14 protein-coding genes are annotated in these 16967 nt (G+C 60.7%); 1 reads left to right on the top strand and 13 read right to left on the bottom strand.

Annotated features, from left to right (window positions below; genetic code table 11):
• Positions 1 to 29 precede the first annotated feature (29 nt).
• The 4 genes from IDH41_RS01765 to IDH41_RS01750 form a co-directional block, all read right to left on the bottom strand.
• Positions 30 to 2705: a LuxR C-terminal-related transcriptional regulator gene (locus IDH41_RS01765; protein ID WP_190857746.1), complete on the bottom strand. Its 2676-nt coding sequence runs from the start codon at positions 2703 to 2705 to the stop codon at positions 30 to 32.
• Between the two features lie 197 nt (positions 2706 to 2902).
• The gene (locus tag IDH41_RS01760; RefSeq protein ID WP_190857744.1) at positions 2903 to 3532 is read right to left on the bottom strand and encodes a hypothetical protein; all 630 of its coding nucleotides are present in this window, start codon (positions 3530 to 3532) and stop codon (positions 2903 to 2905) included.
• Positions 3533 to 3659: 127 nt separating this feature from the next.
• A complete protein-coding gene (locus IDH41_RS01755) occupies positions 3660 to 4253 on the bottom strand; it encodes a GNAT family N-acetyltransferase (protein WP_190857743.1) in 594 nt (197 codons plus the stop codon).
• A gap of 4 nt (positions 4254 to 4257) precedes the next feature.
• Entirely contained in the window at positions 4258 to 4860 is a 603-nt protein-coding gene (locus IDH41_RS01750) for a TetR/AcrR family transcriptional regulator (RefSeq protein ID WP_190857741.1), read from the bottom strand.
• Between the two features lie 277 nt (positions 4861 to 5137).
• On the opposite strand from IDH41_RS01750, the gene IDH41_RS01745 reads away from it, so the two are divergent.
• Positions 5138 to 5785: a transcriptional regulator gene (locus tag IDH41_RS01745; protein WP_190857739.1), complete on the top strand. Its 648-nt coding sequence runs from the start codon at positions 5138 to 5140 to the stop codon at positions 5783 to 5785.
• 882 nt (positions 5786 to 6667) lie between these two features.
• Here the strand turns inward: IDH41_RS01745 and IDH41_RS01740 are convergent.
• The 9 genes from IDH41_RS01740 to IDH41_RS01700 all read right to left on the bottom strand — a co-directional run bounded on the left by IDH41_RS01740 (position 6668) and on the right by IDH41_RS01700 (position 16934).
• Positions 6668 to 8110: a sulfatase-like hydrolase/transferase gene (locus IDH41_RS01740; protein WP_190857738.1), complete on the bottom strand. Its 1443-nt coding sequence runs from the start codon at positions 8108 to 8110 to the stop codon at positions 6668 to 6670.
• 51 nt (positions 8111 to 8161) lie between these two features.
• On the bottom strand, positions 8162 to 9040 hold the full coding sequence (locus tag IDH41_RS01735) for an AraC family transcriptional regulator (RefSeq protein ID WP_190857736.1): 879 nt from the start codon (positions 9038 to 9040) through the stop codon (positions 8162 to 8164).
• 125 nt (positions 9041 to 9165) lie between these two features.
• A complete protein-coding gene (locus IDH41_RS01730; protein ID WP_190857735.1) occupies positions 9166 to 10578 on the bottom strand; it encodes a sulfatase family protein in 1413 nt (470 codons plus the stop codon).
• Positions 10575 to 11138, bottom strand: coding sequence for an adenylyl-sulfate kinase (gene cysC / locus IDH41_RS01725; RefSeq protein ID WP_190857733.1), 564 nt, complete (start codon positions 11136 to 11138; stop codon positions 10575 to 10577). The genes IDH41_RS01730 and cysC overlap by 4 nt, the downstream gene beginning before the upstream one ends.
• 22 nt (positions 11139 to 11160) lie before the next feature.
• Positions 11161 to 12162 carry a Gfo/Idh/MocA family protein gene (locus IDH41_RS01720; RefSeq protein WP_190857732.1) on the bottom strand — a complete coding sequence of 334 codons (1002 nt, stop codon included), beginning with the start codon at positions 12160 to 12162 and terminating at the stop codon, positions 11161 to 11163.
• On the bottom strand, positions 12159 to 13556 hold the full coding sequence (locus tag IDH41_RS01715; protein ID WP_190857730.1) for a sulfatase family protein: 1398 nt from the start codon (positions 13554 to 13556) through the stop codon (positions 12159 to 12161). The genes IDH41_RS01720 and IDH41_RS01715 overlap by 4 nt, the downstream gene beginning before the upstream one ends.
• Before the next feature lie 35 nt (positions 13557 to 13591).
• On the bottom strand, positions 13592 to 14395 hold the full coding sequence (locus IDH41_RS01710; protein ID WP_190857728.1) for a sugar phosphate isomerase/epimerase family protein: 804 nt from the start codon (positions 14393 to 14395) through the stop codon (positions 13592 to 13594).
• A 53-nt stretch (positions 14396 to 14448) separates the two neighbouring features.
• Positions 14449 to 15555, bottom strand: coding sequence for a Gfo/Idh/MocA family protein (locus IDH41_RS01705; RefSeq protein WP_190857726.1), 1107 nt, complete (start codon positions 15553 to 15555; stop codon positions 14449 to 14451).
• A 392-nt stretch (positions 15556 to 15947) separates the two neighbouring features.
• Positions 15948 to 16934, bottom strand: a complete 987-nt coding sequence (locus IDH41_RS01700) for a glycoside hydrolase family 43 protein (protein WP_190857724.1) — start codon at positions 16932 to 16934, stop codon at positions 15948 to 15950.
• Positions 16935 to 16967: the final 33 nt, after the last annotated feature.

Below are 16967 nucleotides of genomic sequence, written 5' to 3'. Positions count from 1 at the left end.
CTAGCTACTTAAGTAGGGGCGTTGCCGGATTACAGCAAGCCTAGCGAGCGGGCTCGCGCCACGGCTTCGGTTCTCCTGCGCACCTGCAGCTTGCCGAAAATTTGCTGGTTATATCCTTTCACCGTGCTCAAAGCAAGGAATAAGCGGTCGCCAATCTCGCGATTCGAACGGCCTTCGGCAATGAGCCGCAGCACCTGCAGCTCGCGTTCGCTTAGCGGCTCCATAAGAGGCTCAGCCGGTACACTGGAGTGTTGATCCGGCTGTCTGCCGCCTCCTTCTCCCTCTTCCGGCGGAAAATTCGCCAGAAGCTTCTTTATGTAATCCGGCTTCTTGCTTCGGGCGGCGGCTTCGCCCAATAACTCGGCCATTGGAAGGCCTTCGTCCACGAAGACGCGAATAAAGCCGCCGGGCTCCGCGAGCGTCAGCGCTTCGGCCAGCAGGCTCAAAGCTTCGCCCTTCTCGCCATGCGCATCCAGAACGACCGCTTTCAGGACGATGAGCCTCAGCCGCTCGTCCGCCCATTCTTTTTCCTCCGCCTGCCGAAGCATCGGCTCAATCGCCGCAAGCGCGCCCGGCGTATCTCCCGCAGCGAGGCATGCCCGGGCCATGCCAAGAATAAGCCCGCGGGTTCGGGCCAGCCGGCCTGCGGAAGCCGCATCGCCTTGGCGCAGCAGCGCCTGCACGCGTACGGCATCGATTTCCGGCATCCGTTCGGCGAAGTTATGCAGCCGCGAGAGCCGCTCGGCTTTCGCCGCCCGGGCGGCTGCGCCGGGCGCGTCTCCCTTTGCGAGGCTAAGGCGCGCGAAGAACAGCTCGCAGGCCACGACCCTATCCGTGTTTTCGATTAGCGGCGCAAGAGCCAGACTCCGTTCCCCGTAGCGCTCGGCGGCATCCAGGTCGTTCCATTCGCAATGAATGCGAGCCAATCCAAGGTATGCTTCGCAGACAGCCGGAAGCGGCGAGTCCTCGCCTGCGAGCTGCAGGACGTGCCGGTACGTTTGGGCCGCAAGCTCAAGCAGGTTGCCCGCTTCTTGCATTTGGCCGAGTCCCGTCTCGGCCATTACCCGGATGATGATATGCCCGATCTGCCGGCTAACGGCCGCTGCTTCGCGGTAGGCCTGGAGGGCTGACGCGCGATCTCCCTTAAGCTGGTAAGCGTACCCCAGCGCCCAAGTCGTGGCCGTCCGTACGGGCAGATTCGCTTCGCTCAAATTCGCCAGCGCAAGGCGGGATTGATAAAGGATGTCTTCCGCCCGATGCCGGCTGACGGCCATCGTTGCCCGTATGGATGCGATATGCCCGGCCAGGTCCCGGGCCGTTTCGCCAGACTCCCCTGCCTGCAGCGCTGCTTCCGCAGCTTGCAGCTTCGCTTCCACGCCCGTTGTTTCGCCGGCTGTCAACAGCACCGAAGCATAAATCACCCAAAGTGAGGGCTTCGCATTCATGACGCTTGGATGCAGCGACTCCAGCCAGCTCCGCACGGGCGCCACGATTCCGCGAAAATGGAGCGGCATCCCCCTCCCTTCGATCAGGCGCGCCGCTCGCTCCACGTCGCCCGCGGCGACGGCATGGCGGAAGGCATCGAGCTCCAGGCCGTTCGCTTCGTACCAGCCGCTGGCGCGCAGATGCAGCGCGGCATCGTCCTTCTCTCCGCTGCCAGCCGGCGAGCAGGAAGAGCGTTGCTGCCTCTGCCGCAGCAATTCGGCGAACAGATGATGATACCGATACCAGCGCCGCTCGTCGTCCAGCGGGACGACGAATAGGTTGGCGCGTTCGAGGTATTCCAGCATGTCTTGCCCGCTCGCCCGATCCGCGTCTCCCGCTTCTTCGCGTAGAACGGCATCGCAAAGCGGGCCGCACATACGGTCAAGGATCGACGTCCGCAGCAGAAACGTCTGGATGGCCGCAGGTTGCCGCTGCAGCACTTCTTCAACCAAATAGTCCGGCACGAGCCCTCGGCTGCCGCCGAATGTCTCGATCAGGCCGGCGGCGGCCGCATCTCTCCGAATCGAAAGCGCGGCTAACTGAAGGCCGGCGATCCAACCTTCCGTGCGGTCTTCGAGAAAGGCGACGTCTTCCGCCGACAGGCTCAGCCCCATGACTTGCCCGAGAAATTCGGCCGTTTCGGAGGCGGTAAACCGCAGGTCTGCGGCGCGCACTTCCGTCAATTGGTCACGGACGCGCAGCTTGGCAAGAGACAAACGAGGCTCTTCTCGCGTCGCGATAACCAGATGCATCTGCTCCGGCATATGCTCGACCAGGAAAGCGAGCGCGTCGTGGACCGGCTCGGCCGTTATGACATGATAATCGTCAAGGACGAGGACAAGCTTGCGCGGAATTGCGGCGACATCGTTCAGCAGGGCCGTAATAACCGTTTCCATGGGCGGCGGCTGAGGCGATTGCAGCATGCCGTGCGCGCCGTCCCCGACGTTCGCCTCGACCGTCCGCATCGCAGCGAAGAGGTAGTTCAGGAATCGCGCGGGATCGTTATCCGCTTCTTCCAGCGACAGCCAGGCGGCCGGCCGCGGGAAGCCGGAGAGCCACTGGCTGACCAGCGTCGTTTTGCCGCTGCCTGCGGAAGCGGAGACCAGCGTAAGCTTGCGGCGCATGCCATCGTTCAGACGCTCGGTCAACCGGGTGCGGAGGACGGCTTTGGGCCGGGGAGGAGCCATATAGAGTTTTGTGGTTAGGAGGAGCATGGACATGGTTCGTAATCCCCCGTTCCGCGCCGCCTGACGCAGCGCTCTTAGATATGGTAATAGGTTCGACGGTTCGTCCCTATTTCCCTTTCCCGGGGACCGGATCCTTCGCCCGCCATGCCGCAACAAAAAAACACGCCGCGGCGGCGTGTTTTTCCGTATGGCGTGCCTATTCAAATTTCTCGTTCCTCGACCGACGCAGCCTATGCGAGTCCATGTTCTTCGCGAATGTTGTACATGCCCTGCAAAAGCACCTCCGAAGGATCCCGATTCAGCAGCAGGTGCGTGAACAGCAGATGCAGCGGTACGGCGCATACATTGTTGCCGTCCTTGATCTCCGGGAATCCAGCCTCGAATACCGGGCCGTGCTCCTCGTGCAGCTGAAGGCCGGCGTGAACCTTCTCCCCTTCGAATTCCTCGCGTACGGCCGCCATGCATTGCGGAATTAGCACCTTGTCGATGAGCGCCTTGGCTTCGTCCTCGCTCGCAGGGGGCGTCGGCATCGGCCGTCCCCCTTCGGTCTTCATAAGCTCCACGAAGAACGAAGACATCCATGTTGCGGGATCGTTGCCCGACTGGAACTTCGCCACCAGCTCGCCCAGAAAGAAACCGCATGCATAAACGTTGCCCGATTCGTCCTTCACTTGATAAATAAAGACCGGGCCGTAGTTTTTCTGGTTCATGACCTGGCCCTCCACCTCGTCGAAATGCATTTTCAATGCGACGAGGCCGTTATGATGGACCGCCTTGACCAGTTCGGCCAGCTTTTGTTGCTGATCGTTGTCGGCTGATGGATTGCCGTTTACTTCTTCGTTCTTTGTCTCATTTGTCATCGTCGCTTCACCCGTTACTAAGTATAGCATTCGGTCATTTGAACAGTCCAGCCGCCTCGGACAAACCGTAATGTAAACTTATGGAAGGCGATCAAAGCCATAAAGTCCGGATGCCGCCGGTCGCCCGTCATTTCTCGTACTTCAGCGACACCATGTAGTTGATGCCGATTTGCGCTGCCCGCTTAGGCGGGATCGCGCTCCGTTTGTATTCCGTGAAGCCCAGCTTCTCGTATAGCCGCATGGCGGGAATGTTCGTGTCGGCGACCTCGTCGATCACGTACACCTTGTGCGGGAAATGATCAAGCAGATGGCGCAAAATTTGCGACGCCGCGCCTTGCCCCCTGTATTCGGGCGCCGTCCCGACTAATCCGATCGAGCACGCTTCGGAAGGGGGGAGCTCGGGAGGACGTTCGAATTCTTTTTTCAGAAAAATCGCGGCAAGGCTGCCCTTGAACAATCCCAAATGCTTTCTCAGCTCTTTGGCGTCCAGTCTTACCGGCAGCGCCTCGCTTTGCGTGAATGAAGCCATCGCGGCCACTTTGCCATCGGAGACCGCCACGTAGAACTGGTCCAACACGAACATGTGGGCAAACGCTTTGGCGATTCGGTTCTTGTCCTTGGAGAAAAAGACGAGCCACTGCGTAAAGCCTTCCGCGAACACGCGGGCGATCTGCTCCCTTGCTTCCGATCCCGCCCGATCGGCCCTCATAACGGTAAACATGGCGCTACTCTCCTTCCTTGAATAGAAAAGCGGTGAGAATGGACGGCGACGGCATGACGAAGCCGGATTTCAGCGTAACCTTCATGACGGCCAGCCCGTGCAGCGCGGAATAAAAGTAAAGCGCCAGCTCGAGCGGATCGCCGGGACGGAATTGCCCGAGCGCTTGCCCTTTCTCGATCATGCCGGACGTAGCCTGGAACATTTTGCCGCTTAGCCGCGCCGCCTCGCCCGGCTCCGATCCCCCTTCCGACAAAATCGACTCCGCCATCAGGATCAGCAAATTCGCGAGCTCTTCCCCCGTCGTCATATCGTTGTAGATTTCGTCGACGAACCGTCCGATCATCTCTTTCGGCGAGCCGTCCGACTCGAACATCGCGATCATTCGGTTTAGGCCCGCAAGCGCGAATTCCGCCAGCTCCCGGAACAAGCTCTCCTTCGTCTTGTAATGCCGATACAAGAGACCGATGCTGATTCCGGCCCGATCGGCGATGTCCTGCACGCTCGTTGCGCCGAACCCTTTATGAACGAAAAGGTGCATGGCCGCTGCTTCGATTTTTTGTTTCGTGGCGTTGCGCATTTCTTCGTACTGCTCTTTGGTGCGGGGCATGTTGCGCCTCCTGGTTTTTGAATGAATTTTCACTCATTATAAAACGAAATGAACGGATTGTAAAGTGTACTAACTTACTAACTCATTTGAGACCATTCACTTGCGATTGTAATTGCGATTGCGATTTCCGGCATTCTCGATGGCGAGACTATTGCCTGATAGCCGGATTCGCGCTACACTATTTTCAAATGGTCGTGAAGAACACGCCGCTTCGATACATCGTATCGGGGCGGCTTTTCTTATTTCCCGCTGAAAAAAAAGGAGTGGCGATTTGTCTATGTTATTCGAACGGAAGTATGAAGAATGGATGCGACTGAACATCGCGCAAGAAACGAATTCCAGAAGACGGGAATTGCTCGAGAAAGGGTTGGGTCACGGGACAATCGAGTTTTTGCGAGCCATATGGTTCCCTGCCGTTAAAAACTTCGACAACCTGCATCCCGAATGGGAAGTGCGCGATTTCAACAACGGATACCGTTACGTCGACCTGGCCTATCGGCCGGGCGGCATGAAGGGCGGCATTGAAATTCAAGGCTACGGACCTCATGCAAGAGATTTGGACGTTAGCCGATTTAAGGATTTATGCTGGCGGCATAGCCTGCTGGCGCTTGACGGATGGGTCTTTTTGCCGATTGCCTACCTTTCCGTCAAAGATGAACCTGCACGATGCAGGCAGCTCATTCTTTCCTTTATGGGATCCTTCGTCTCATCGAACGTGCCGCCCGAATTGACCTGGCTGGAGGCCGAAGCCGTTCGTTTCGCCCGTCGACTGCTTCGTCCTTTCACGCCAACGGAACTGGCAGGCCATTTGCGGATAACGGACCGCTACGTCAGGCGGATCTTGCACGGCTTGACCGAACGGGAGATCATCCTTGTCAAGAGCGGAGATAAACGGTATCGCACGTATGGCTTGCGATCCGAATAGATAAGTTATCCGACCGCTTGCCGGTCACTGGCCTTTCGAATGCAAGGAGGCTGGTCTCTCGGGGCGCCGTTCTTCCTTATGAAGCAGACTGGTCACACTCTCGGAGCACGATTCTTTCAGAATGAAGCGGACCGGTCACCTTCTCGGAGAACGATTCTTTCAGAATGAAGCGGACTGGTCACTCTCTCGGAGCACGGTACTTCCAAAATGAAGCGGACTGGTCACTCTTTCGGAGATCGGATCGTCAAACAAAGCGCCTACACCGCAGGCTCAATCGGCTAAAGAACTGAGCAGACCTTATTTGATGAAAAAACGAGCTCGAATCCATCTAACGGACTCTAAAGCCGCTATTTGTCCGATTCTGGCATCTTTTCACGGCTCGGGCGGGGAATAACGGCGCTGGAGTCCGTTAAAATGACGGTAAGCGCTTTAGATCCCTAATAGCGGCTGTGAGGTCCGTTAGAACAAAGACCATTAGACCGTTCGAGGTCTGTTTCAGCGATCGAGGTTGGTTTGAACAGCGAGGACTGTTTGAACAGCGAGGAGTGTTTGAGTAATCGAGGTTTGTTTGAGCAATCGAGGTTCGTTTGAACAGCGAGGACTGTTTGAGCATTCGAGGTCTGTTTGAGCAATCGAGGTTTGTTTGAACAGCGAGGTCGGTTTGAGCGAACCAGGTTCGTTAGTTGAGCAAGGTCCGTTGTAGAGCGAAGACCTTTAGAGGGGGCGACAATAACATTATAGGACAACGCCCTGTATTGAAAATAGAGTTTTTCACTTGCGAGGATGGATTATTATTGTCGACCTCGGACGGCGCAACGCAAAAAACCGCATCCATTCGGAGCGGTCGCCAATAAAAGATATTCGCATTGCGGCCGGAGGCGATTACCCGCGGCCGGCTTGCCCGTCATCGCCGCTCAGCTTCGCGTTCCCCAGCAGCTGCCGCCGCGTCCATTCGTTGCCGGCAAGCGGATCGCCGTCCGCCGTCAGCTGCCCGTGCAGCCGAAGGCGCAGCTCCGCAAGCGTCGCGGCAAGGTCAGGACTGCCGATTCGATTGACCAGCTCGGCCGGGTCTTCCTGAAGGTCGTACAGCTCGTCGATATCGGTCGTGTTCCAGACGTATTTCCACCGCGACTCTCGTATCATGCGCTGCGTATACAGGCCGAATTGCTGACCGTTATAGCTCGATACGACCGCGTCGCGCCAATCTTCGGGGGCGGCTCCGTCCGCCAGGAGCGGAAGCAGCGATCGTCCTTGCAGGTTGCCTGGATCGCAGCTATGCAGCCCGAGCAGCTCCAGCAGCGTCGGCGGCAGATCGAGAAAATTGTAGACGAACGCGTCGCTCGCGACGCCGCGCGGACAGCGGCCCGCAGCAGCCGGCAGCCGAACGACGAGCGGGACCCGCACGACGTCGTCGTACATGACGTAATGCTTATCCATCATCCGGTGCGATCCGCACAAATCGCCGTGGTCCGACGTAAAAATGACGAGCGTGTCGTCAGCCGCCCCCAGCCTCGCAAGCGCGTCCAGCACGCGGCCGACCGCGTCGTCCATTTGGCTGACGACGCCGTAATACCGGGCCACGATCTGGGCCCAATCGTCCCAATCGAAGCGCTCGACGCCCCAGCTCAGCAGCTGCTGGCGCTGGATGTACGGCTTGCCCTCGAACGTTTCGCGGAAGCCGGCCCATTCCGGCACCTCGGACGGGTCGTACATCGTCGCGAAGCGGCCGGACGGACGGGACGGCAGATGCGGCGCGGCAAAATGCAGGGCGATATGCCATGGACCGCCCGCCTCCTGAAGCTTCTCCATCGTCTCGACCGCACGCGCCGCGAACCAGTGCGTGTCGGCGTCCTCGACCGGAATCGGATTCGTCTCGCCGAAGTAGCCGTTCGCGAACCGTACGTCCGGATATCGCTCGGCCGCGAAGCGCCGGTATTCCGCCTCGCCGACGACTTCGCGGTAACCGAAGGCGGTGGCGTCGTGAACCGGATTGACGCCCCACTTGCCGAAATAAGCCGACGCGTAGCCGCTTCGCGCAAGCGTCTGCGTCCACGTATAGGCATCCGGCTGAAGCGCGGCGACCGGCAGCGCGCCGTCGTAGTTCCATAAGGCACCGAACGTCTCGGGTCTGCGCCCGTGCAGCAGCGATTGCCGAGCGGGCCCGCACACGGGCAGCACCGAATACGCATGCGAGAACGCGGTTCCCTGCGCGGCCAGGCGATCCAAATTCGGCGTGCGGACCGGGTAGCCTTTGGCGTAGCCGACGCAATCATGCCTCAGTTGGTCGGCCGTTATGAGCAGCACGTTATACGGGGCCCTCTTCATACCGTAATCCCGTCCTTTCGTTCGTTTCGTCCCGGCCGGGACGGCCGTCCCTTACGACCCGGCGCGGTATTCGCGCGGCGAACAGCCGGCGTGGCGCGCGAACAGGCGGCTGAAAAACGACGGATCGTCGTAGCCGACCATCGTCGCGACGGCGATCACCTTCTCGTCGGATTCGAGCAGCAGCCGCTTGGCGTGCTCGATCCGGATGACGTGCAGCAGGTCGAACACGCTCTTGCCGTATTCTTCTCCGACGAGCCGGTTCAAATGCCTCGTACTGACGTTGAATAGCGCGGATAGCGATTGGAGCGTGATCTTTTTGTCGTAGTTGCGTTCCAAATAGCCGTATATGCGCCTTGCGGTCAACACGCGGTCAAGCTGCCTGGACGCATCCTGGCTCCGCGCATGCCGCGTCATCGCGTAGCAGCGGGAGAGCAGCAGAAGCAGCTCCACCAGCTGCAGGCGGATGAGCGGCGCGTAGCCGATGCCGCGCGCGCTTATTTCCCCGATCATGCGCTCCAGCAGCGACAGGACGCTCGCCGCGTCCTGCCCGTGCAAATTCAAGTGATGATTGAACCTTGCTTCCTGCCCGAGGAACGGATGCACGTAGTAATAGTCCATCGATCCGGTAATCTCCAGATCGCTTAGCAGCGCGTCGGGAATAAACGACGGCATGAAGAGGCAGTTGATGATTTCCAGGGAGCCGTCCCCTTCGACGGTGTAGGCATGCGTCTCGCCGGGGTTGATGATGAACACGTCCCCCGCGCGGATGGCGAATTCGGCCCCTTGGAAAATATGAAACCCTTTGCCGCGAACGACGAATACCAGCTCGACGAATTCGTGACCGTGCTCGTCGACGGAACCGTGCGTCATGCGCGTGATCCAGAACGGAAATTCATCCTTCATGTAACGCTGGCTGCCGATGACCTGCATGCCGATGCCACCTTTCGCATATGTCGCCGCTTGCGCCATCTCCTGAATACGCCCGTCGGCCTGACGGCCTCGAGGCGCCCAAGCTTCCGCCGATCGCCCGGCCGTCGATGGACGGCTCCTTCGAGTCACCGGCGAACGGCCCGGTCGAATACTTCCCTTCGCGGATCCCGCCGCCAGTCCTCCCAAGTCAATCCCGCTTCGGACAGGATAAGCTCGATTCGCCTGCGGAACGGCAAGCCGGCTTCCCGCAGCTGGAGCGCGATCGGATCTTCGCGTCCCTGCAGCTTGCCGGCGATCCACGCTTCCAGCTCCCGCTCGAGGCGGTCTGCCAGCTCCGCCTGCTCCTCCGCCAGATTCACCGTCTCCTCCGGGTCCGTACTTAAATCATACAGCTCCCTCGGCGGCCTGTCGAACAATCCGGCGTCGTACGTGCGAATGAATTTGTACCGGTCCGTCCGGATGCCCCGCGCGGCTTGCCAGGCGCATTCGCTCAAGTAGACCCGCTCGTGCGCGCCGTCGCTCTCCCCCCGAATGGCGGGCCATAAGCTCCGGCCGTCCATGCCGTCCGGGCTCTGCAGCTTGGTCGCGTCGATGCCGGCCGGCGAGGCGCTTCTGGCGGCCTCGAGAATCGTCGGCATCAGATCGGCCTGCTGTACGAGACCGGGAACGCGCCGTCCCGCCGGAATTCGCCCTGGCCAGCGCATGATGACCGGAACGTGCACGGTCGGCTCGTACAAGCCGCAATGGTCCCAGTAAATGTCGTGCTCGGTCAAGCTTTCGCCATGGTCGCCGAACAGAACGAGCAGCGTATCCTCCCGAATGCCGAGCTTCTCCAGATGCTCGTCGAGCTCCCGCAGCCGGTCGTCCAAGTAGCGGATTTCTGCGTCGTACAGCGCGTCGTAATAATCGCTGTCCGTCACCTGCCCGATAAGGTCGTAATGATGATGCTTGAAGAACGGATAGGCCTTATGGTTATAGGCGCGTTCCATGCTTTTATTAGCCGGGTCGAAGGGATCGCGCCCGGCATCGTAGAACGACTCGACGTACGTCTCCGGCGGAAGATACGGCGTATGGGCGTCCCAATAATGCAGGAACAGGAAGAACGATTCGTCCTTGTGCTGCTCGATCCACGGCATGGCCAGCTCGTTCACGGTCCGTCCGTCGATCCACCGCTTATCCCCGACGCTGTTGATGTAGTAGCGATAGCCGCGGGCGAACCATTCCTTCAATTGAAACAAATTGTCCACAGCGCCGGTCGTGAATCCCGCGGAGCGCAGCAGCGACGGGAGCCAAGGCGTCGATTTGGGCAGCTGCATCCGGTCCGAGCCGTGCGAGACGACGCCGGTCGTGAGGCCGACCTTGCCCGTAAAAATGCCGGTATGCGCTACTTCGGTCGGAATGTCGGCGGCATACGCGCGTTCGAACAGCGCGCCCTCCCCGGCGATGCGGTCCAGATGCGGGCTGGTCGGCTTGCGGTAGCCGTATGCGCCCAGCCTGGAGGCGCGGAGCGTATCCAGCGACGCGAGGATGATCTTCATCGTTCGTCTCCTCCAATTGCCGCCGCTGCCGGGCGCTGCTCCCGGTTGTCGAGCCAGGCCAGAATGGCGGCGGTGTTGCCATCGATCGATCCGGCGGCCGTATCGATCGTAATGTCCGGGCTTGCCGGTTCCGCGAACGGATCGGTAATGCCGGTGAAATGAGCGATTTCCCCGCGGCGCGCCTTCGCGTACAGCCCCTTGACGTCGCGCCGCTCGCACTCGGCAAGCGGGCACTTCACGTAGATTTCCACGAATGCCGGCAGCTGCTCGCGGGCGTAAGCGCGCATCTCCCGGTACGGCGTAATCGCCGATACGAGCACGATGACGCCGTTGCGCGCGAGCAGCCCCGCCACGTACGTAATCCGCTTTATGTTCTCCAGCCTCTCCTCCCGGCTGAAGCCGAGTCCCTTGCATATCGTCGCCCGAAGCTCGTCGCCGTCCAGCAGCTCGACGCGGCGGCCCCGCATGCGCAGCTTCGCCGCGACCTCCCGCGCCGTCGTCGTCTTGCCCGCGCCGGACAAGCCTACGAACCATAATACGGAACCTTGCTCGGTGTCCATGTGTGTACGACCTCCTGCTGCCTTAGTAGGCTGGCACCTCGACGGGAACGCCGCCGGATTGTTGCGACCGGATGGCCGCTTCGATAATTTCCTGCGCGGCCAGCGCGTCGGCGCCGGAAGCTTCGACCGCTTCCGGCGGATCGCCGGCCTTGAGCTGCTCGATGAACCGTCCGACGCGATGCGTGAACGTATCGTCGAATCCTTGCATCCCGCCGAAGATCGGATTGCGGTATACGGTCAGCTCGTCGGACTGATGCGGGTAGAGCGTCGCGCTCTCGTAGACGTTGTCGATGACGAATCGCCCCTCGCTGCCCGCCGCTTCGCACCATTCGATCGGATGGCGCATCGACATGTCGTAGCTGCCGGTCAAATGCCCGACGAGGCCGGAAGCGAATTCCATGTTGACCGACGCGGTCGACCAGGAGGAGCGTCCCGGCGCCTTCGTCATGAAAGCCTGCACCCGCCTCACGTCGCCCGCGAAATAACGCATGACGTCGATCGAGTGCGGATGAAGCGCCCGCATGTGCAGCCATTCCGTATCCTCCTGCGGATTGCGGATCGTCAGGCGCATGTTCAGGAACAGCAGCGACCCGAGCCGGCCTTCCTCGATCCAGCGCTTCGCCTTGGCCGCGGCCGGCGTGAAGCGGTGGTTCAGGTTGCACGCGAGCCGCACCGACTTCTCCTTGGCGAACGCGACCATGCGGCGCGCTTCCTCGATCCGGTTGGAGATCGGCTTCTCGACGAGCACGTCCTTGCCTGCTTCGATCGCCGCCATGGCCGGCTCGAAGTGATGGCTCCCCTTCTCCTCGCCGGCCGTCGCCACGACGACCAGGTCGACCGTTTCCTTGCCGAGCAGCGCGCGCAGATCGGTATACGAAGGAACGCCGTACGCCCGCCCGGCCGCGTCCGCGCGCTCCTGCATCAGGTCGCAGACGGCGGCGAGCTCGGTGTCCGGGTGCTTTTTGTAGACGCCGCAGTGGATTTTGCCGATATGGTTCACTCCGACTACCGCGACCCGGATCATTGCGCGTTAGCCGCCTTTTCTTTGGCTTGGAGCGAACGCGCGACGACGATATTGCCGATATGAAGCGTATCGTAGGCCTCCTGCGAGGTCGCGAACGTACGGCCGGTCCCGTGCCAATTCAAATTCGTGTAAATCGGGTTCGTCCGGTTCGTCTCCTTCTCCCGCCGCGCGATGTGATCCTCCATCCGCTTGGTCAGGAACACAACGACTTCGGGCTCACGCTCCGCCACGTTGACCTTCTCCTCCGGATCGCTCACCAAATGGTACAGCTCGACCTCCGGCTTGAAGTGGAAGTCCGGCTCGAGCGAGCGGATCAGCTTCCATTCCGGCGTCCGCCAGCCGTGCTTGCGCATCCAGGTGCACTCGGTCAAGTAGATTTCGCTGATCCGCGCATGCTCCTCGCCGGCAATCGCGCGCGTCAGGCTCCGGCCGTCGAACGGCAGGCCGCTGTCGATGCCCATCAGCTCCAGCACCGTCGGCATGATGTCCGAGATGACCGTCGCGCCTTCGACCCGCGTGCCGGCCGGTACGCGTCCCGGAAACTTGATGATGAGCGGAACGACCAGCGTGCAATCGTACAAGCCGTGATGGTCGAAGTAGCAATCGTGCTCATACAGTGTCTCCCCATGGTCGGACGTAATGACGACGAGCGTCTCCTCCTCGAGGCCGAGCGCTTCAAGCTTGGCAAGCAGCGTCTGGATGCAGGCGTCCATATAGGCGATCGCACCGTCATATTGCGCGGACACGTATTCGTGATCGGTGACCCCTTCGGGAATCCACGATTTCAGGAAATCCGCGAACGGCTTGAAGCCGTAGACCGGCTCCATCGACTTGTTCGCGGGATCCTTCTCGTCGCCGCCGTAGAACATCCGCTCGTAAGGGGCCGGCGGCAAATACGGCGAATGCGGATCCATGTGCCGGAGGAACAGGAAGAACGGCTTATCGCTCCCCGCAAGCCGCTCCAGCTCGGGTACGGCAACGTCGTTCAAATTTTGCGCCTTGGGCGTCCGGCCGGTCTCGTCGGGCACCCACGATTCGTAATCGATGTACGTCCGGAAGCCGCGCGAGGACGGGTTGCCCGTGAAGCCGATGCAGGTCGTGTCGTAGCCGTTCTCCTCGAGCACCTCGGCGAGCGTCCTTACATGCCCGCCGAGCCCCCCTTGATGCCGGAGCGCCACGACGTCGGTGCCGAAGACGTCCATGCCCGTCAGCATCGAAGCGTACGCCGGCGTCGTCGGAATGCCGGGGCTGAAATGGTTCTCGAACAGCGCGCCTTGCCGCGCGATTTTGTCCAGATGCGGCGTCGTCAAGCGGGAATAGCCGTAGCCGCTCATATGGTCGCGGCGAAGGCTGTCGATGCCGAATACGATCAGGTTCGGATGTTTGTTGGCCATATCGGTTACCTCCATAATGTTCGGGATAATGTTCGCTACCGCGCGTTCAGCCGCTTCAGCAGCGCGTTCAAATAGCCGTACGATTCGGCCGCGACGATCGATACCTGCGCAAGCGAATGCTCGGGCGTCGCGCCGATCACCTCGAGAACGACCGGCCCGTCGTAGCCGCCGTCCGCCATCGCCTTGCAGTAGCCGTACAGGTCGATGTCGCCGCGTCCGCAAGCCTGCAGCTCGATCGGCCCCGGTCCTTGCTCCCGGCCTTTGCAATCGCGGATATGGATATGCCGCACGCGGCTCAGCACGGCCGGCAGCGCCTCCTCGGCATTCTCCCCGGCCCGGTGAATGTGGCTCGGGTCCATATCGATGCCGAACGCGCCGGACGGAATCGCCTCCATCGCCCGCAGCGTCGTCGCCGTATCGTAAATCGCGTTGCCGACATGCGCCTTCACGCACAGCTTGACGCCGTACGATTCGGCCCGCTCCGCCATCCTCGCCAGCGTCTCGATCGACGCCCGCAAATCCTCCTCTTCGCCGAGCTTGCCGCCGGGCCCGACGTTCACGATCGGGATGCCGATTTCCGCGGCGGCCTCGAACGCCGGCAGCAGCCGCTCCTCGTTCAGCGACGCGACCTCGGTCGACAGGAACGCGAGTCCGTTCTCCGCCGCGATCGCCTGCAGCTCGCTCTTCTGCTCCTTCCAGCGGCTAAGATCCAAATGCTCGCACATGCCCGCAATAGCGGCGATCTCGACGCCGTCGTAACCGGCGAGCGCGATCTGGCGCGCGGCGGTGGCAAAATCGAAGTGCTTGAACAGCACGGAATTGACGCCCAGCTTAATCATGTTTCGTTACCTCCCGTAAATGGTGATGGCGGATTTGAGCGCTCCGCCTTGTATTAAAGCAGCACATGCGGATCTCCGTGGAACGGCGGCAGCGGCTGCGGGCGGACGACCTCGCCGCCGCGCTCGTACGATTCCTGAACGGCGTGCACGTACTCGAGCACGGCCAAGGCGTCGCGTCCGCTGGCGCGCAGCCGGTCGAACGACACCTTGCCGCTGACGTCCTCCAGGAACGCGTGCAGCCGATGGTTGAACGTGCGGCCGAAGTCGCTCGTCCCGAAGTCGGTCACCTCCGGCGCGGGCTGGACGCTGATCGGGGCGATGCCCTTCTCGGCCTTCCAGAACGACACCTTCTCCACGCAATTCTCGATGCAGAACGTGCCGCGCGAGCCCGCGACCTCCAGGCTCCACCAGCCGCCGAGCCCGTACACCGCGTCGCCGCGCTGGCTGAGCAAATAGCCGACCGCGCCGTTCGCGAACTTCACGTGAATGCTGTTGATCGACACCATGACGTCACCCGCGTTCCGCCGGAAGCCCGGACGGTCGGAGAACGTTTGAATATGCGTGATGTCGCCGCAGAAATGGCGCATGACGCTGAACGGATGGGTCAGAAACGCGCGCATGTGGAAGTACGGATGGCCCTTGATTTTATCCGAGCCTGCAAGCGCGTAGTTCATCTCCCCGCCGTTGAAGCCCATCTTCGCCAAGCAATAGACAAGCTCGCCGACCTCGCCGCTGTCCATGTATTGCTTCGCCTTCTCGGCCGGCGGCGTGAAGTAGTGGTTCAGGTTGCAGCCGAGGTACACGTGACGCTTCTCCGCGAACGCGACGAGCTCCCTGCCTTCGCGCACGTCGTTGCACAGCGGCTTCTCGACCAGCACGTGCTTGCCGGCGGCGATCGCCTCCATGGCCGGCTCGAAATGCCAGCTGCCGTTGTCGATGCCGCCGGTCGTAATATCGACGACCTCCAAATCCGGCTCGTTCTCGATCATGTCCTTCAAGGTGTAGTAAGCCTTGACCCCGAACCGTTCCGCCGCCGCGTCAGCCCGCTCCTTCACGACGTCGCATACGGCGATGACGTCCGCCAGCTCGTCGTCCCGATAGCAGGCCGCGTGGTTGTTACCGATTCCGTTCATGCCGACAATGCCGATTTTCACTGCCATATCCTTCACATCCCTCTCCTTGACCGCAATTGGAAAACGTTTTCTGTTTCCATCATAATCCACTTAAACGCCGGATTCATGGCCGATCCGGACAATAACCGTTCCGATCAAGACCAGTTTCCGCCGCCTGTCGGAGCACACCCTGCCTTATCCCTTCACCGAACCGGTCGTCATGCCGGCGACTCATTGCATCCGCCTCCCGTCCTATGGTTAGCTTCATCATAAAAGGAATCGAAAGCGCTTTAACGGGGTGTTCGCGCCAATCGTATGCGGTGAATCCGACATCATGCCGGCGGATTGACCGTATTGGCGTTCGGCGGCGTTGTCTGCCGGACATAGCAAAGAGCCCGCTTGCGCGGGCCCCATGCGGACAGATCCATTTTATTCGAAAGCTAGGTTTGCGGATAAGGATCGATCGTCCGGATCGTTCCGTCCTCGTTGTAATGCAGCTCCGTATATTTGACGCACCGCTTATGGTTGACGCCGCCGGACAGGGAGCAGTCATGATAGAACAAATACCATTTGTCTTCGAACCGGACGATGGAGTGATGGGTCGTCCAGCCGATGACCGGCGTAAGGATCGTCCCTTTGAACGTGTACGGGCCCATCGGATTCCGGCTGACGGCGTACACGAGCTTATGCGTCGTGCCCGTCGAGTAGGACAGGTAATACCAGCCGTTATGCTTATGCACCCAAGGCCCTTCGAAATAGCGGCGATCCTCGTCTCCGGCCGCGATCGGCTTGCCGTCCTCGCCCAAGATCGCGATTTCCTGCGGCGCATCCTGGAACGACAGCATGTCCTCGCTCAGCGGCGCGACCCGCGGGCCGAGCGCCGGCGCGTCCGCGGCCGGTTCCCCTGCGTCCGGCTCGAAGACGCCGTTCTGCCATTTTTCCAGCTGACCGCCCCATAGCCCGCCGAAATAGATGTAGGATTTGCCGTCCTCGTCGACCAATACGGCAGGGTCGATGCTGAAGCTGCCCTCGATGTAATTCGGCTCCGGCGTGAATGGGCCGGCCGGCGACGGGCTGGTCGCCACGCCGATGCGGAAGATGCCGTCGTGGTCCCGAGCGGGGAAGAACAAGTAATAGGTGCCATTCTTGAAGGCGGCATCCGGCGCCCAAAGCTGCTTGGATGCCCAAGGGATATCGTTCAGATGAAGAACCTGCCCGTGATCGACGATCGGGGATTCGAAATTGTCCAGCGACAGCACATGGTAATCCTCCATGGCGTATTGATCCCCATTGTCGTTGGAGGGTCCGTCGTGGTCGAGGTCATGCGACGGGTAGACATAAATTTTGCCCTCGAATACATGTGCGGAAGGGTCGGCCGTGAAAATATGAGTGACGAGCGGTTGATTCGGTTTCGGTGCTTGATTCATGCGAACGACTCCTCTACTAAGTTTAATGAATAA

This window comes from Paenibacillus arenilitoris (assembly GCF_014705655.1).
Lineage (GTDB): Bacteria > Bacillota > Bacilli > Paenibacillales > Paenibacillaceae > Pristimantibacillus > Pristimantibacillus arenilitoris.
This window is presented reverse-complemented; position numbering and strand designations above follow the sequence as displayed.

Coding starts and splice junctions, on each gene's coding strand:
- IDH41_RS01765 (WP_190857746.1), bottom strand. CDS start 2,705: ATGTCCATGCTCCTCCTAACCACAAAACTCTATATGGCTCCTCCCCGG.
- IDH41_RS01760 (WP_190857744.1), bottom strand. CDS start 3,532: ATGACAAATGAGACAAAGAACGAAGAAGTAAACGGCAATCCATCAGCC.
- IDH41_RS01755 (WP_190857743.1), bottom strand. CDS start 4,253: ATGTTTACCGTTATGAGGGCCGATCGGGCGGGATCGGAAGCAAGGGAG.
- IDH41_RS01750 (WP_190857741.1), bottom strand. CDS start 4,860: ATGCCCCGCACCAAAGAGCAGTACGAAGAAATGCGCAACGCCACGAAA.
- IDH41_RS01745 (WP_190857739.1), top strand. CDS start 5,138: ATGTTATTCGAACGGAAGTATGAAGAATGGATGCGACTGAACATCGCG.
- IDH41_RS01740 (WP_190857738.1), bottom strand. CDS start 8,110: ATGAAGAGGGCCCCGTATAACGTGCTGCTCATAACGGCCGACCAACTG.
- IDH41_RS01735 (WP_190857736.1), bottom strand. CDS start 9,040: ATGCAGGTCATCGGCAGCCAGCGTTACATGAAGGATGAATTTCCGTTC.
- IDH41_RS01730 (WP_190857735.1), bottom strand. CDS start 10,578: ATGAAGATCATCCTCGCGTCGCTGGATACGCTCCGCGCCTCCAGGCTG.
- cysC (WP_190857733.1), bottom strand. CDS start 11,138: ATGGACACCGAGCAAGGTTCCGTATTATGGTTCGTAGGCTTGTCCGGC.
- IDH41_RS01720 (WP_190857732.1), bottom strand. CDS start 12,162: ATGATCCGGGTCGCGGTAGTCGGAGTGAACCATATCGGCAAAATCCAC.
- IDH41_RS01715 (WP_190857730.1), bottom strand. CDS start 13,556: ATGGCCAACAAACATCCGAACCTGATCGTATTCGGCATCGACAGCCTT.
- IDH41_RS01710 (WP_190857728.1), bottom strand. CDS start 14,395: ATGATTAAGCTGGGCGTCAATTCCGTGCTGTTCAAGCACTTCGATTTT.
- IDH41_RS01705 (WP_190857726.1), bottom strand. CDS start 15,555: ATGGCAGTGAAAATCGGCATTGTCGGCATGAACGGAATCGGTAACAAC.
- IDH41_RS01700 (WP_190857724.1), bottom strand. CDS start 16,934: ATGAATCAAGCACCGAAACCGAATCAACCGCTCGTCACTCATATTTTC.